Source organism: Anaerostipes rhamnosivorans, from assembly GCF_005280655.1.
GTDB lineage: Bacteria > Bacillota > Clostridia > Lachnospirales > Lachnospiraceae > Anaerostipes > Anaerostipes rhamnosivorans.
The window spans coordinates 2,308,488-2,322,147 of the sequence record NZ_CP040058.1; the positions used below are offsets into that span (position 1 = coordinate 2,308,488).

Annotated in this window: 13 protein-coding genes; all 13 read right to left on the reverse strand. The window is 46.2% G+C overall.

Annotated elements, in window-relative coordinates; genetic code table 11:
- Window positions 1-11 precede the first annotated feature (11 nt).
- The 13 genes from AR1Y2_RS11465 to mutL all read right to left on the reverse strand — a co-directional run bounded on the left by AR1Y2_RS11465 (window position 12) and on the right by mutL (window position 13,658).
- Window positions 12-1,127: an FtsW/RodA/SpoVE family cell cycle protein gene (locus tag AR1Y2_RS11465; protein WP_137329073.1), complete on the reverse strand. Its 1,116-nt coding sequence runs from the start codon at window positions 1,125-1,127 to the stop codon at window positions 12-14.
- A 15-nt stretch (window positions 1,128-1,142) separates the two neighbouring features.
- On the reverse strand, window positions 1,143-1,409 hold the full coding sequence (minE, locus tag AR1Y2_RS11470) for a cell division topological specificity factor MinE (RefSeq protein WP_006565822.1): 267 nt from the start codon (window positions 1,407-1,409) through the stop codon (window positions 1,143-1,145).
- Window positions 1,410-1,424: 15 nt separating this feature from the next.
- Window positions 1,425-2,210, reverse strand: a complete 786-nt coding sequence (gene minD, locus AR1Y2_RS11475) for a septum site-determining protein MinD (RefSeq protein ID WP_137329074.1) — start codon at window positions 2,208-2,210, stop codon at window positions 1,425-1,427.
- 20 nt (window positions 2,211-2,230) lie between these two features.
- The gene (gene minC, locus AR1Y2_RS11480; protein ID WP_137329075.1) at window positions 2,231-2,968 is read right to left on the reverse strand and encodes a septum site-determining protein MinC; all 738 of its coding nucleotides are present in this window, start codon (window positions 2,966-2,968) and stop codon (window positions 2,231-2,233) included.
- A 15-nt stretch (window positions 2,969-2,983) separates the two neighbouring features.
- On the reverse strand, window positions 2,984-5,899 hold the full coding sequence (locus AR1Y2_RS11485) for a penicillin-binding transpeptidase domain-containing protein (RefSeq protein WP_137329076.1): 2,916 nt from the start codon (window positions 5,897-5,899) through the stop codon (window positions 2,984-2,986).
- The gene (gene mreD / locus AR1Y2_RS11490) at window positions 5,899-6,414 is read right to left on the reverse strand and encodes a rod shape-determining protein MreD (RefSeq protein WP_137329077.1); all 516 of its coding nucleotides are present in this window, start codon (window positions 6,412-6,414) and stop codon (window positions 5,899-5,901) included. Before mreD ends, AR1Y2_RS11485 begins: the two co-directional genes overlap by 1 nt.
- Before the next feature lie 12 nt (window positions 6,415-6,426).
- Entirely contained in the window at window positions 6,427-7,293 is an 867-nt protein-coding gene (gene mreC, locus AR1Y2_RS11495; protein WP_137329078.1) for a rod shape-determining protein MreC, read from the reverse strand.
- 13 nt (window positions 7,294-7,306) lie between these two features.
- Complete coding sequence (locus AR1Y2_RS11500; RefSeq protein WP_137329079.1) at window positions 7,307-8,281, reverse strand: rod shape-determining protein; 975 nt, start codon at window positions 8,279-8,281, stop codon at window positions 7,307-7,309.
- A gap of 29 nt (window positions 8,282-8,310) precedes the next feature.
- A complete protein-coding gene (radC, locus tag AR1Y2_RS11505) occupies window positions 8,311-9,009 on the reverse strand; it encodes a RadC family protein (RefSeq protein ID WP_137329080.1) in 699 nt (232 codons plus the stop codon).
- Between the two features lie 145 nt (window positions 9,010-9,154).
- Window positions 9,155-10,438, reverse strand: coding sequence for a methionine gamma-lyase family protein (locus AR1Y2_RS11510; protein ID WP_408608832.1), 1,284 nt, complete (start codon window positions 10,436-10,438; stop codon window positions 9,155-9,157).
- Window positions 10,413-11,375: a tRNA (adenosine(37)-N6)-dimethylallyltransferase MiaA gene (gene miaA, locus AR1Y2_RS11515; RefSeq protein WP_137329082.1), complete on the reverse strand. Its 963-nt coding sequence runs from the start codon at window positions 11,373-11,375 to the stop codon at window positions 10,413-10,415. The genes AR1Y2_RS11510 and miaA overlap by 26 nt, the downstream gene beginning before the upstream one ends.
- Window positions 11,372-11,752 carry a cytidine deaminase gene (gene cdd / locus AR1Y2_RS11520; protein WP_137329083.1) on the reverse strand — a complete coding sequence of 127 codons (381 nt, stop codon included), beginning with the start codon at window positions 11,750-11,752 and terminating at the stop codon, window positions 11,372-11,374. Before cdd ends, miaA begins: the two co-directional genes overlap by 4 nt.
- A gap of 43 nt (window positions 11,753-11,795) precedes the next feature.
- The gene (mutL, locus tag AR1Y2_RS11525) at window positions 11,796-13,658 is read right to left on the reverse strand and encodes a DNA mismatch repair endonuclease MutL (protein WP_137329084.1); all 1,863 of its coding nucleotides are present in this window, start codon (window positions 13,656-13,658) and stop codon (window positions 11,796-11,798) included.
- Window positions 13,659-13,660: the final 2 nt, after the last annotated feature.

A 13,660-nucleotide genomic window follows, 5' to 3' on the forward strand; every position in this document is an offset into this window, starting at 1 on the left:
AACGGTTCCTCCTAATACTTTTTACGTTGAAGATATATATTCAGCAGCAGGCCGATGGCAATGGAGGCCGACAAAAGCGAACTCAGACCATAGCTGATAAACGGCAGCGGAAGTCCTGTGTTGGGCAGGGTACCCGTGGCAACTCCGATATTGATAAATGACTGAAATCCCATATAAGCAGACACCCCGACAGCCACCATCTTGGCTGACGCATTATCTGCCTTCCTGGCCACATTCAAACACTGGGCTACCAAAAGTACCAGCAGTCCGATGACCACAAGGCATCCCACAAATCCAAATTCTTCTCCCACAACAGAGAAAATAAAGTCTGTCTGCCTCTCCGATACCAGATTCACATCACTGGCCGATACATCGGAGATAGTATTGGACCCAAATCCCTTGCCGAACAATCCACCAGATCCTATGGCCATGACAGAGTTAGCGGTCTGAAGGGCCGTGGAATCCGCATAGGCGGCTGGGTTTAAAAAAGACATGATCCTGGCCACCTGATGTGGCTCTAAAAGAATCTGCCCGGGCGTCTGGACATACCATATAAAGACTGCAAAAAGAGGAATCCCTATGATTAAAACCCTTAGGATCAGCTTAGAGCTGAGTCCTCCCACAAACACAATGGCAAGTATGATGAACACAATATCCAGTGTGGTGGACAGGTTCGGCTGTTTTAAGATCAGGTAAAGCGGCGGTGCACAAAGGAGCGCCAGCTTTCCTAATACTTTCGGCTCGTTCAGATCATCTTCGTGGCGGATGACAAAATCTGCGATCACAATGATCATCACAATCTTGCTGATCTCTGACGGCTGCAGAGTCCCGAGGGGACCTAATGAAAACCATCGTTTTGCGCCGTTGACATCTTTACCAAACAGCTTGACGCCGATCAACAACAGAAGATTGATGATATACAGCAGATTGGAGCTTCTAAGCCACGTCTGATAATCGATGAGAGAAACTACTGCCATGACCGCAAGACAGACCACCAGCCCTAGTCCCTGCTTCAAAACAAAGGACGGATTTGCGCTGTGGATAAAAATAATTCCTAATGTGGCCAGCACCAATACATTGAGAACCAGCTTTATATTGTAGTTTTGCAGTCGGTAGTTTCTAAGCATTTTATCACTCCATGTCTATTTTTTCTTTTTCATTTCACGGATCGGAATATTGGCAAATAATGCCGGTCCGGTGTGTTCTTCGTCATTCTGGGTAATCTGGATGTCCAATCCCTGGGCATCGATCTCCATATATTTTGAAATCACCTTGATAATATCATTTTTGATCAGTTCCATCGTTTCCGGAGAGCAGTTGGAGCGGTCGGAAACAAGCAGGAGCTTTAACCGGTCTTTGGCTTCATCCGCCGAATTTTTCTTTTTAAAAAAGCTGTCAAACAAACCCATTCTTCTACCCCTTCCCTATTTTTTGAATATACCGGCAAGTTTCTCGAAGAATGATTTGGTATCCAAATCCAAAAACGGTACTTCTTGTCCCATAACTCTCTTACAGATATTCGCATAAGCCTTTCCTGCTATACTGTCACTGCCCACGATAGGTTCTCCCTGGTTTGTGGAGACGACAATGTTCTCATCATCCGGCACAACTCCGATCAGTTCAATAGCCAGGATATCCAGCACATCATCCTTGGAAAGCATATCCCCTCTTTTTACCATATCCATACGGATCCTGTTGATGACCAGGTCGATCTTATGTATCTCATTTGCCTCCAAAAGCCCGATGATCCGGTCTGCATCACGGATCGCAGATACCTCCGGTGTAGTGACGATCAGGGCACGGTCAGCCCCTGCGATGGCGTTTTGGAATCCCTGTTCGATGCCCGCCGGACAGTCCAGAAGAATATAGTCAAACTCTTCTTTCAACTCATCCACAACTTTCTTCATCTGCTCAGGACTCACGGAAGACTTATCTCTTGTCTGTGCGGAAGGCAGCAGATAAAGATCCGGATACTTTTTATCTTTGATCATAGCCTGTTTGATTCTGCAGTTTCCCTCTACCACATCCACCAGGTTATATACGATCCTGTTTTCCAGTCCCATGACCACATCCAGGTTCCTAAGTCCGATGTCCGTATCGATCAGTACGACCTTTTTTCCTTCTTTGGCCAGTCCGGTTCCTACGTTCGCCGTTGTGGTTGTCTTTCCAACGCCGCCTTTTCCTGATGTGATTACGATTACTTCACTCATTGTTTTCTTCCTCCATTGTTTTAAGCTGTAATTTCATTCAGAAGTGATTTTGATATAGGTTCTATGTAAATATTATCATCTTCAACAAACGCGATCTTTGCTTCCTCTTCAGCGCCCTGCTTTGCCCGTTTTCCAAACCATTTTTTCTTTGCCGATTCTTCATCAGAAGATCTTGCAATATGGCTTCCGATCCGGATCTGCATGGGCTTCATCTCCAGTGCGGCGATAAACGCTTTTTCATTTCCGCCCACCCCTGCAAATACATAGCCTTTGACACACCCAAGTACCACAATATTCCCTTTTGCCCTTACAGTGGCGCCCGGGTTCACATCCCCTATGACCACCACACTGGCATCAGATTCAAGGCTCTGTCCTGACCTCAATGTCCCCTGGTAAAACTGTCCGAAGGACACTCCGCCGCTTTTTAAACGGGCTTCACTCTCTGACTCTTTCAGCCTGATGGACCTCTCCTCTATCACCTTTTTAAATTTGGTCTCCAAAACCTGGTCTCCTTCCATCACATATGCGATGGAAAGAGAGCTGTTTTGTGTTATCTTTTCCAGAACCCGTTCGGTTTCCTCCACGCTTAAAACCCTTCCCTCGATCTTTAGCACAACCTGGGTCTTCGTATTGAAAAATTTAGCGGCTTCCACAAACTTCTGCTCGATGATCGTGAGCAGTTCTTCAAATTCTATCTTGTCATCCAGGACAATCGTCAAACCAAAATTGTTTCCTTTCAACAATACTGGTTCTTTCATATATTTTCACCTCTCTTAATCAGATACGGAACCTGCCGCAGAAATTACCTTCTTGTCCTTCTTTAATTTCGCCTTCTCTTTATCATTTGCAAAATAATACTTATAGACATCCTTTGCCGCAGCAGCCGCATTGGATGAGGTATATCCATAAGGGATGACAGCAGTGACCGTGATCTCAGGATCTTCATACGGTCCAAACGATATAAACAACGCATGGTTCGGCCTCTTCTTATCTTCCTGGGCCGTTCCAGTCTTCCCTGCCACTTTTACATTCAGTCCTTTGAATATACTGGTCACAGCACCCTTCTTTCCGGATACGACCCGCCGCATTCCAGACCATACTGCATCCCAGTAAGAATCGTCATTCAAGGTGAGCTTACTCTTTTTCTTCACCCCATATTTTTTGACTGTTTTTCCTCCGGATGTTGTGACTTTATCTAAGATGCTCAGATCATATACCGTTCCCTTGTTGGAAAGGGTTGTCACATAATTGGATATCTGACTTGGTGTAAAACTGTTTGTTCCCTGTCCGATCGCAGAACGGACGGATGTCTCATCCGAAATATGCGGAGCCATTTCACTGAGCTCGATACCTGACTTTTTATTCAGGCCGATCTTTGTGGCGTATTTTTTCAGCGCCTCCAGACCCTTTTTGCTGCTGTAAGATCCGCCGGTCATTCCTAAATCATATCCTACCTCATAAAAGAAGCAATTACAAGAGACTTCTAATGCTCCCGCTACATTATTGTAGCCGTGCTTTCCGTTAGGATAAATCCAGCAGTGTGCTTCGGGGCTGATCTTATCAAACACACCGGTACACTGGATCTGGCTTCCCGTTGTAATCGTACTTTCATTGAGCGCCGTGATGGCGGATAAAGGCTTAAACGTGGATCCTGGTGCCGTTCTATGATTCAGCACCTGATTGTACAGCGGGGTTGCTGTGGAGTTTGCCAGCTGTCGGTAGTAATCACTGTCGATTCCATTGGACAGTTTGTTGCTATCGTATCCCGGATAGCTGACCATAGCCTTTACCTTTCCCGTGTCAGGGTCGGTGATCACGATGGAACCAGAGCAGGGATCCAGCCCAAGCTGCGCCGGTGTGATCTCCCGGGCAGAAAGCTTTTGGCGGATAAAAGAGTACGCATCCAGTGAACCGTTTTTTAAACTCTGGTAGGTGGATGCATCTTTTTTCTTGCTCAGCCCTCCCTGCTCGTAGAGCAGAAGGCATACATCTTTTCCACTGAGCTCACCGGTACCAATCTTTTGCTCACACACGGTCAGATCAAATTCATCGTCCTTTTCAAGCTGATCTCCTATATAAGATACCAGTGCCTCAAAAATCTTATCTGTATCTGTATACTTGGAGGAAATGTCCAGCATAGAGATATCAATCCATTCTTTGTTGATGGCATATCTTAAAAATTCTCCCAGCCCAATCTTTTCATCTTTCCATTTCAGGTAGGTTTTGTCCTTCGTGTCAATGGAGCCGGTCAAAAGAACTTTTTTCTTGGAAAGCATCTTATATACATAAGTTGCATAATTTTGCTTTTCTTCACTCTCATCCTTATATGCTTTTTTGCTGTCTGTGAGATTATTCTCAATGGTCTTTATACTGTCTTTTTTTAGTCTCTGTATCTTTTTGTACATACTCTTTTCATAGGAAGTGGCATGTTCACCGTTTAAATCCGTGATGTCCACGATACTGTTACCGATCAGAGAATAATATACGTCCTTGATCGGGATCCTGATATCACTCCGGTCCCCTTTGGAATCGGACGTAGTAAGCTTGGAGAGCACAATACCGGTGATCCTTCTCTCCAGCAGATTATAGGCATATTCTTGCAAATCACTGTCTATGGATAAGACAACATTATTTCCTGTTCCGGCTTTCTCCGTCTTGGTTGTCTTTACGATCTTTCCTATATTGTTGACGATCATAGTCTGGCTTCCACTGCTGCCGTGCAGATAGGATTCCAACTCCTTTTCTATGCCAGATTTTCCTACAGCATCGTCCATAGCATAATAGTCTTTGTCGCTCTCCTTTTTCCCTTTGTTGTAATCCTCCAGCTCCTCCGTGTTAATCGTGCCGGTGTAGCCGATCACATGAGACATTGCCTCGCTTTTCTTATAGACACGGATGGATTTGGTGCTCACATCGATGCCGGTCAGTTCATTGGAGCGCTCCTCGATCTCAGCAATGCTCTTGCTGCTGACTTCCGTCGCAAAGGTCACCTTCATATACTGGGAATAACGGCTTAAGTACGCACTGTAACGCACCGACATGATCTTTAAGGCATCCTTGTCCGAATACTTCTCATCAATGTCAAACATTTTTCCGACACCGGGACTACCCATAGTTCCGTTCCTCAGATATTCAAAAACCTCCTCTGCGCTGGCATCCAGCTGCTGCTGGCGGAGCTTCAAACGTTCCTTGGAAAGCCCCTTTGTATCTGTCCCGATCCCAAAGGCTTCCCTCTTGAAGCGCTCCAGCTTAGAACCCTTCTCCGTAAAACGGAAGGTTCCGTTACCGGTGATCTCTATAGGAATATCGCTCTTAAAAGAGTCCTTGTTCTTTTCCAGGATCTTGATCACTTCGTAGATGACTTTATTCTTCTCATAGCTCTCTGAAGTATTATTTTTCTGGGCCAGGGTTTTGAACTTGCTGTCATTCTGGAAATTGACAGTATAGACCATCTTATTGTAGGCCAGGAGCTTTCCGTTGCAGTCATAGATATTGCCCCTGGTCCCGGAAGTCTTGACCGTTTTTTCCACCTTGTAAGTGAAATCTTCCTTATGTGACTGCCCCTGCACGATCTGAATGACAAACAGACGGTAGACCAACACAAGAAACAGCACGGCAAACAAAACCGACATAGCCAGAAGCCTGTTTGCCAATAATTTTTCTACTTGGTTTTGTATCTTTCTTAACACTAGAACATGCTCCTTTTTTCTGAATCACTGATGCGTACGTCGATGAACAGAAGGAATTTATACAGCGGCAGCGCGATGAGCCCCGTATAGACTGCTTCTGGTATCATGATATCTTTTAAGTAACTGAAAAATGCGAATCTTCCTCTCAGTGCAAAGAAAAAGAAAAAGATCACAAAGCTGTAAGCCAGGGTATTGATGACTAAAAGCCCGAATGGCAGAAGGACGTCATCCTCATAAAAGAGAGAATTAAAACATCCGTTGATATAGCCGATGAGCAGATAAAGAAGGGCATATTGCCCGAGAACGTCACCGAAAAATATGTCAATCAAAAGACCGCAGGAAAATCCAATGCCGATGCCTGCCTTTTTCCCTCTGATCAGCCCCAGGGTAACCGTGAGGATCAGGAGAATGTTCGGCATAACATCAGCCAGCTTTAAAAATTGAAATACTGACGTCTGCAGCAAAAAACAAAAGATCACAGATAGAATATAAAATATTGTTCTTTTCAGATTCATCCTTCCACCGCCCTATTCTTTTGTATCTTCATCCAGATTGACATTTTCTTTTAGGTCCGTGATCACCAGGACTTCTTTCAAATGCTTGAAATCCACGATCGGCGTCACTCTCGCAGTCTTTGTAAGCTTTGTGGAATCCAGCTTGATATCGGACACTTTTCCAATGGAAAGCCCCTCCACGAATTTGGAACTTAAATAGGATGTGACAAGTTCATCGCCTTCTTTTACTTTGGCATTTTTATCGATGTAAACCACATCCAGATATCCATCGGACATGGTGCTTAAGCTTCCTTTGACAATGCAGGAATCCTTTGTCTTCATAAACATGGCACTGACCATGCTCGTGTCGTTGATAATGGTTCGGACCTTTGCGTAATGGTCAGAGACATCGTATACAATGCCCACCAGCCCGTTGTCAGCAATAACATTCATATTCTTTTTAATGCCGTCCTTGCTTCCTTTATCGATGGCAAAGATCTCAAACCAGTTGCCGGATCCCTTGCTGATGACCCTGGCCCCCACAGTATTGTACTTTTTATACTTTGCCTTCAGCTTCAGGAGATCCTGCAGCCGGTTTAACTCCACCTGGTCCTGGGAGAGAATCCGGTTCTGCATCTTCAATGAATCAATCTTCTCCTGAAGGACTTTATTCTCATCTTTCAGCTGTTTCTTTGTCTTTATATTTTCATTCCAGGAAAAAATGCTGTTCCCAACGGAATTAATCCCTTTCTGCATAGGACTTAAGACCCCTGTGGCCACCGCCTTGACAGGAGACAGCACACCTCCTGCAAAAACACTGATTCCGATCAACAAAAAGCATATTCCTACAAAAATAAACAGGTAATGCCTTGAACGCATATTTTTCTTCTGAAATTTCATTCCACTTTCCTCACTAGTATTTGTTGTCTTTGTTCATAATCGCCTTCAAGCCTCGTATGACGCTTTCCTCCGGCTGTTCCGCAGAATGGACGCGGATCCCGATGGCTTCCTCCATCCACTCCGGTATCTTTGAAAAAGAAGAATTTCCTCCAGAGAGATAGATTCCCTCCACCATGATATCAGACGCCAGTTCCGGCGGGATCACTTCCAGCATAGCCTTGGCCTCTATAATAATATCATTGACATAGTTCCTTACCTTCTCTTGTGCTATATCCCCTGGGACCTGGATTTTTTTAGGAAGACCGCTGACCAGATCACGGCCTTTCACGTAGGCATCCTTGTCTTCCGCTTCCATTCTGGAATAAAGAAGCTTCAGACGCTCTGCGCTCTTCATACCGATCTCAATGTTGTGGTTCCTCTTTAACTTAGAGATCAACCATTGGTCAATCTGGCTGCCTCCCTGCTTGATCAGGCGGCTCCTTACGATGCCTCCAAGAGATACCACAGAGATCTCTGTAGTATCTGCCCCCATGTTGATCACCATGTTGCCGCAGGGAGCTCCCACATCAATGCCCAGCCCCACGGCATCCGCCATAGGTTTCGGCCAGAGCTTTACTTCTCTCACCGAGCGGAAAGACTCCAGCATAAGATCATAAAATGCCCGGCGCTCCACTCCTGTGATGTCTGACGGCACCGCCATATAAAATTCATATTTTTTTAGCTTTCTCAGATAGCGTCTGAGAATCTCAGCGAGAAGCCTTCGCATATTCGTATAATCACCGATGACTCCGTGAACCATCGGTGTGATAATCTGAATCTGGTGCGGCTCTTTCTCATACATAGAAAACGCTTCGTTTCCCACTGCTGCCGTTTCCGAATCCTCGGTCAGGGCAATGACATTCTTGAGCCTTAAGATCTGGTCCTTCTCTCTCGAATAAATCCTCAGATTCTTTGAGCCAAGCTCGATTCCAATCAGTCCCTTTTTCATAAACACTCCATTCCATACCGCCTGTAAGGCTATAGTAATTGTTCTTCTTTAAAACTTATATAAGAACGGTCTCCTATAATGATATGGTCGGACAGATAAATGCCAAGCAGTTCGCCTGCCTCCTTCATCCGTTTTGTGACAGAGACATCCTGCCTGCTGGGGGTTGGATCCCCGGAAGGGTGATTGTGCAGTAAAATCAAATATACCGCTTCATACTTCAAAGCTTCCAGAAAAACTTCCCTGGGCGACGCCACTGTCTGGTTGACCGTACCAACGGATACCTTCAGTTCTTTGATGACTTTATTCTTCCCATTAAAAAGAATTAAAATCATTTCTTCCCTGTTCAAGTGACGCATTTTCTCCATATAATAATCCGCGATGGACTTTGGAGTATGAAAACTAATCTTCTTATGTACTTTCTGTGAGGACAGACGCCTGGAGAGCTCTGCGATACAGAGAACCTGTATGGCTTTGACCTTTCCGATGCCTCTGATCCGCATCAGTTCGTTCATGGACACATGGCAGATGCCGAGCAGTCCTTCGTAATACGGGTGCAACTCCAAAATCTCCACTGCCAGGACTGTAGCCCGTTTGTCCTTTGCACCGCTTCTTAGGACAGCCGCTAAAAGCTCTGCATCCGTCAATGCTTCTGGTCCCAGGCGCTCACACTTTTCGTAGGGGCGTTCAGACTCAGGAAGCTCTTTTATTGTATAATGTCTCTTTTCCATAGATTCCTTTCCTCAAAGGAATACGCAAAAAAACATTTCTCATTAATAAATCTTACCATAAGATCTTTTTCTTGTATACCCAGGAACTATGACGGTTTCCTTAAGTTTTTCTTATCGCTTTGACATAAAAAACCGGCATACGACATTACAGCCTGATCAATCCTTTTTCTACCATTCTCTGCAGGGACATGGTTATCCCGTATTTGGCGTGTGGATAGGTGAGACCTCCCTGAAAGTAAGCGGCATACGGCGGCTTCATAGGGCCATCGGCGCTGAGTTCAATGGAAGATCCTGACACAAACGCCCCTGCTGCCATAATGACCTGACTGTCATAGCCAGGCATGTCCCACGGCTCTGGGGTCACATAACTGTCCACCGGGGAAGCTGCCTGAATTCCCTCACAGAAAGCGATCAGCTTTTGGGGATCGTTAAATTCCACTGCCTGAATGATATCGTGGCGGCTCTCGGTCCCGTTTGGAACTACATGAAAGCCCAGGCTCTCGTACAGGTTTGCCGCAAATACGGCTCCTTTTAACGCGCTGTTGACCACAGTCGGTGCCAGAAAAAGTCCCTGCAAAAACTGGCGGTTCACTCCGAGAGATGCCCCCACTTCCTTTCCAAGCCCCGGTGTGGTGAGCCGGTAGGCGCACTGTTCGATCAGTTCCTTTTTACCGCAGATATAACCGCCGATGGGTGCAAGCCCCCCTCCCGGGTTTTTGATCAGCGATCCCACAACTAAGTCTGCTCCTGCCTCACTCGGTTCTGTCTCTTCCACAAACTCCCCGTAGCAGTTGTCCACCATGACAATCACAGATGGATTAATACCCTTTACATAAGATATCAGTTCCCTAATCCTCTCCACAGACAGGGTGGGACGTGTGGCATAGCCTTTGGATCTCTGGATTGTGACCAGCTTTGTCCTGTCATTCATGGCCGCTTTGATGGCGTCATAGTCAAAGGAGCCGTCCTCCTTTAAATCTGCCTGGGCGTAGGTGATACCATATTCAGCCAGAGACCCTTTGGACGGACGGATACCGATCACTTCCTCCAGTGTGTCGTAAGGTTTTCCTACCGGTGACATCACTTCGTCCCCGGGCCGCAGGTTGGCACTCAAAGCAAGCCCCAGAGCATGGGTACCACAGGTGATCTGCGGACGCACCAGCGCATCCTCGGTCTGGAAAATATCTGCATAGACGCCCTCGATGGCCTCTCTCCCGATATCGTCATATCCGTAGCCCGTTGTCTCTCCCAAATGTGCTTCCGAAATACGGTTTTTCTTCATTGCCTTCAAAACTTTCAGCTGGTTAAACTCCGCAACGGCATCAAACTTGGCAAACCTTCCAGCCAACGATGCCTCAATTTTTTTTGCGTAATCGTAAACCTCTTCTGATACACCAAGCTGCCTATAATACTCTTTTAACTGCTCCATCATAAATGCCTTTCTCTTTTATCTTTTCCAGCATAAAAGCCAGAATCTCGTCTTCTCCCCGGAAATCCTGCCGGTTGATCATCGTCACCTCTTTTTCCCGCCGAAACCACGTAAGCTGACGCTTTGCAAAATGCCTTGTATCTTTTTTTATACGCTCTGTAGTCTCTTCTAAGCTCTGCCTTCCTTCCAGATAATCAAACACTTCTTTATAACCGATCCCCTGCATGGACACCATATCTTTCGTATAGCCCTCTTTGGCCAGCCGTTCTACTTCTTTTATCAATCCTGCCTTTATCATCTTGTCCACTCTCTGATTGATTCTGTCGTATAAAACCTCTCTGTCATGGGAAAGGACAAAATAGACAAACTGATAGCAGGATTCCTTTTTTCTCTCTTCTTCATTGTGCAGAGAAATCTTGCTCCCTGTCTTTTTATAAAACTCCAGCGCCCGGATCACTCTCTTTGTATTATTTTCATGAATTGCATACGCAGATTCCGGGTCCACTAAAGAGAGCATCTTATGCAAATAGGCATTTCCTTTTTCCTCCGCCAGCTGTCGGAGTTCTTCCCGGTACTCTTGGTCTGAATCTTCCTTGGAGAAATCAATGTCATATAAAAGGGCCTGGATATAAAATCCGGTTCCTCCCACAACGATAGGAATCTTTCCTTTTTCATAAATCTCTTTTAACGCCTGCTTTGCCATCTGCTGAAACCGCACCACATGAAATTCCTCCGCCGGATCCAGCTCATCCACGAGAAAATGACGGACACCTCCCATCTCCTCGGGCATGATCTTAGCAGTGCCGATGTCCATTTTTTTATAAACCTGCATGGAGTCGGCGGAGATGATCTCCCCTCCCACTTTTTTCGCAAGCTTTATAGACAGCTCTGTCTTCCCTGCTGCCGTAGGTCCTGTCAGTATGATTAACGGCTTCATAACTCATCAAATCCTTTCGGCAGCAGTTCTCCCAGTGAAAAACTCTGAAAGCGCTCCTGATCCTGACAGATCACCCGCATCTCTTTGGAAAATTCGTTCATCACCTGCAGGCAGATCCCGCAGGGATAGACACAGCCCTTTCCCTCTGCCGCAATGGCAATGGCCTCAAACTCTCTCTTTCCATCAGCCACAGCAGTGCTGATGGCATTGCGTTCTGCACAGATGGCCGCGCCGTAAGAGGCATTCTCCACATTACAGCCGGTATAGATACTCCCGTCCGCACACAAAAGAGCCGCCCCCACAAAAAAACCCGAATACGGAGCATACGCCCGCTTCCTGGCCTCTTTCGCCAAACCCAACAATTCTCTATCGTTCATAAAACCACCCATTTCCTAATCTGGCATAAATATAAATCAAATGTTACAAAACTCTTTTGAATTTCTTTTCTATCTCATATTTGCTCATCTTGATCATCGTAGGCCGTCCATGGGGACAGGTATACGGATTTTCACATTCCATCAAAAGGTCCAAAAGATTTTTCACCTCAGGAAGTGACATTCTCTGATTTCCTTTCGCTGACATCTTGCAGGCCATGGATGCGATCTTATCCGTGATCATCTCCGGATCCTTTTTTATCCCGTCTGCAGTGAGGGAATCCAAAAGCTCCATAAACAGCTCCTTCTCTTTTAATCCGTATAAGTTTGCCGGCACCTGACGGATGCAGAATTCATTGCCTCCAAATGCCTCTATGGTAAACCCAAGCTGTTCAAAAACCTCTTTTGTCTCCGAGAGCACCTTTGCCTCAGCCATAGAAAGTGTCACCACGTAAGGCGGCTCCACTCCCTGACTGTAAACCTTTTTCTCCCTAAAGGACTTCATGAGCTTTTCATAATTCACCTTTTCGTGAGCAGCGTGCTGGTCCATGATGAACAGCTGGTCCTCATATTCGATCAGCCAGTAAGTCTTAAACAGCTGGCCGATGACTTTCCGGTCCGGCCTTGCCTCCTCATCCAGCAGAGAGGTCTCATTGAGAGTGATCTGCTTTATCTCCTCTGTCTTTGCCTGTTCATTGTAGTTGACACCTGCCGAAACACTCTTTTGTACCTGCACAGCCGGATTCTGCGCTTTTTGAAAGTCCCTGCCGGCCGCCCATGGTTCTGGTACGGCTTCCTTTTCCGGCTCATCGGGACTTTTCCCGTTTCTTCTGACCTGCTCAAACGGCTCCGGCATTTTCCCCGGCAGCACTTTCTTTTCTTTTTTCTCAGGTTTTCCAATCTCCGCTTTGGGAATGATCTCCTTGTGGGTCAGAACCTCCTTGATGCCTGACTCTATGAGCTCATACAGCTCCCTTTCGTTGCGGAAACGGATTTCCATTTTGGTCGGATGCACATTGACATCTAAAAGTTCAGGCTCTACCTGGATGTTCAGGCATACAAACGGATATTTATGTGCCATGGTAAAAGTCTTATACCCATCCTCGACGGCCTTATATATGATCTTGCTCTTAATATACCTGCCATTGATAAAGTAACTCTCATAGTTGCGGTTTCCGCGGGAAATAAACGGTTTTCCGATATAGCCGTCCACTTTGGCCGTCTGGCTCTCTACTGAGATAGGCAGGAGGGCTCCCGCCACCTCTCTTCCGTACAGATGGTAAATGATATCTTTGACGTTTCCATTTCCAGAGGTATACATCTTATTCTTACTGTTATGGATAAATTTAAACGCAACATCAGGATGGCTCAATGCCATGTGCACCATAATCTGCTCCACATAACCCGCCTCTGTCACTGGACTTTTCAAGAATTTCCGTCTAGCTGGGGTGTTGTAAAATAGATTCCTTACAAGAAAGGTTGTGCCGTCTGGTGCGCCGATCTCTTCAAAGCCCTGCTCTTCCCCGCCGAAGATCTTGTAGGAGACCCCTGAAAAAGCCCCAGCGGTCTTAGTGATGACTTCCACCTGCCCCACCGCGCTGATGCTTGAGAGAGCCTCTCCCCGAAACCCCAGTGACGAGACACAGACCAAGTCTTCCACCGTGCGGATCTTGCTCGTGGCATGGCGCAGAAAGGCAGTCTTTACCTCTTCCTTTGGGATGCCGCATCCGTTGTCCGTCACCCGCATAAGCGTCATGCCGCCGTCCTTGATCTCCACCGTGACTGCCGTGGCCTTGGCATCTATGGCGTTCTCCACCAACTCTTTTACTACGGAAGCCGGACGCTCGATCACTTCTCCGGCTGCAATGTTATCAATTGTCTTCTGGTCCAATAACTGAATTTCTGCCATAA

Excerpts from the sequence above, each read along its gene's own strand:
- AR1Y2_RS11465 (WP_137329073.1), bottom strand. The coding sequence starts at position 1,127 with ATGCTTAGAAACTACCGACTGCAAAACTACAATATAAAGCTGGTTCTC.
- minE (WP_006565822.1), bottom strand. The coding sequence starts at position 1,409 with ATGGGTTTGTTTGACAGCTTTTTTAAAAAGAAAAATTCGGCGGATGAA.
- minD (WP_137329074.1), bottom strand. The coding sequence starts at position 2,210 with ATGAGTGAAGTAATCGTAATCACATCAGGAAAAGGCGGCGTTGGAAAG.
- minC (WP_137329075.1), bottom strand. The coding sequence starts at position 2,968 with ATGAAAGAACCAGTATTGTTGAAAGGAAACAATTTTGGTTTGACGATT.
- mreD (WP_137329077.1), bottom strand. The coding sequence starts at position 6,414 with ATGAATCTGAAAAGAACAATATTTTATATTCTATCTGTGATCTTTTGT.
- mreC (WP_137329078.1), bottom strand. The coding sequence starts at position 7,293 with ATGAAATTTCAGAAGAAAAATATGCGTTCAAGGCATTACCTGTTTATT.
- AR1Y2_RS11500 (WP_137329079.1), bottom strand. The coding sequence starts at position 8,281 with ATGAAAAAGGGACTGATTGGAATCGAGCTTGGCTCAAAGAATCTGAGG.
- radC (WP_137329080.1), bottom strand. The coding sequence starts at position 9,009 with ATGGAAAAGAGACATTATACAATAAAAGAGCTTCCTGAGTCTGAACGC.
- AR1Y2_RS11510 (WP_408608832.1), bottom strand. The coding sequence starts at position 10,438 with ATGGAGCAGTTAAAAGAGTATTATAGGCAGCTTGGTGTATCAGAAGAG.
- miaA (WP_137329082.1), bottom strand. The coding sequence starts at position 11,375 with ATGAAGCCGTTAATCATACTGACAGGACCTACGGCAGCAGGGAAGACA.
- cdd (WP_137329083.1), bottom strand. The coding sequence starts at position 11,752 with ATGAACGATAGAGAATTGTTGGGTTTGGCGAAAGAGGCCAGGAAGCGG.
- mutL (WP_137329084.1), bottom strand. The coding sequence starts at position 13,658 with ATGGCAGAAATTCAGTTATTGGACCAGAAGACAATTGATAACATTGCA.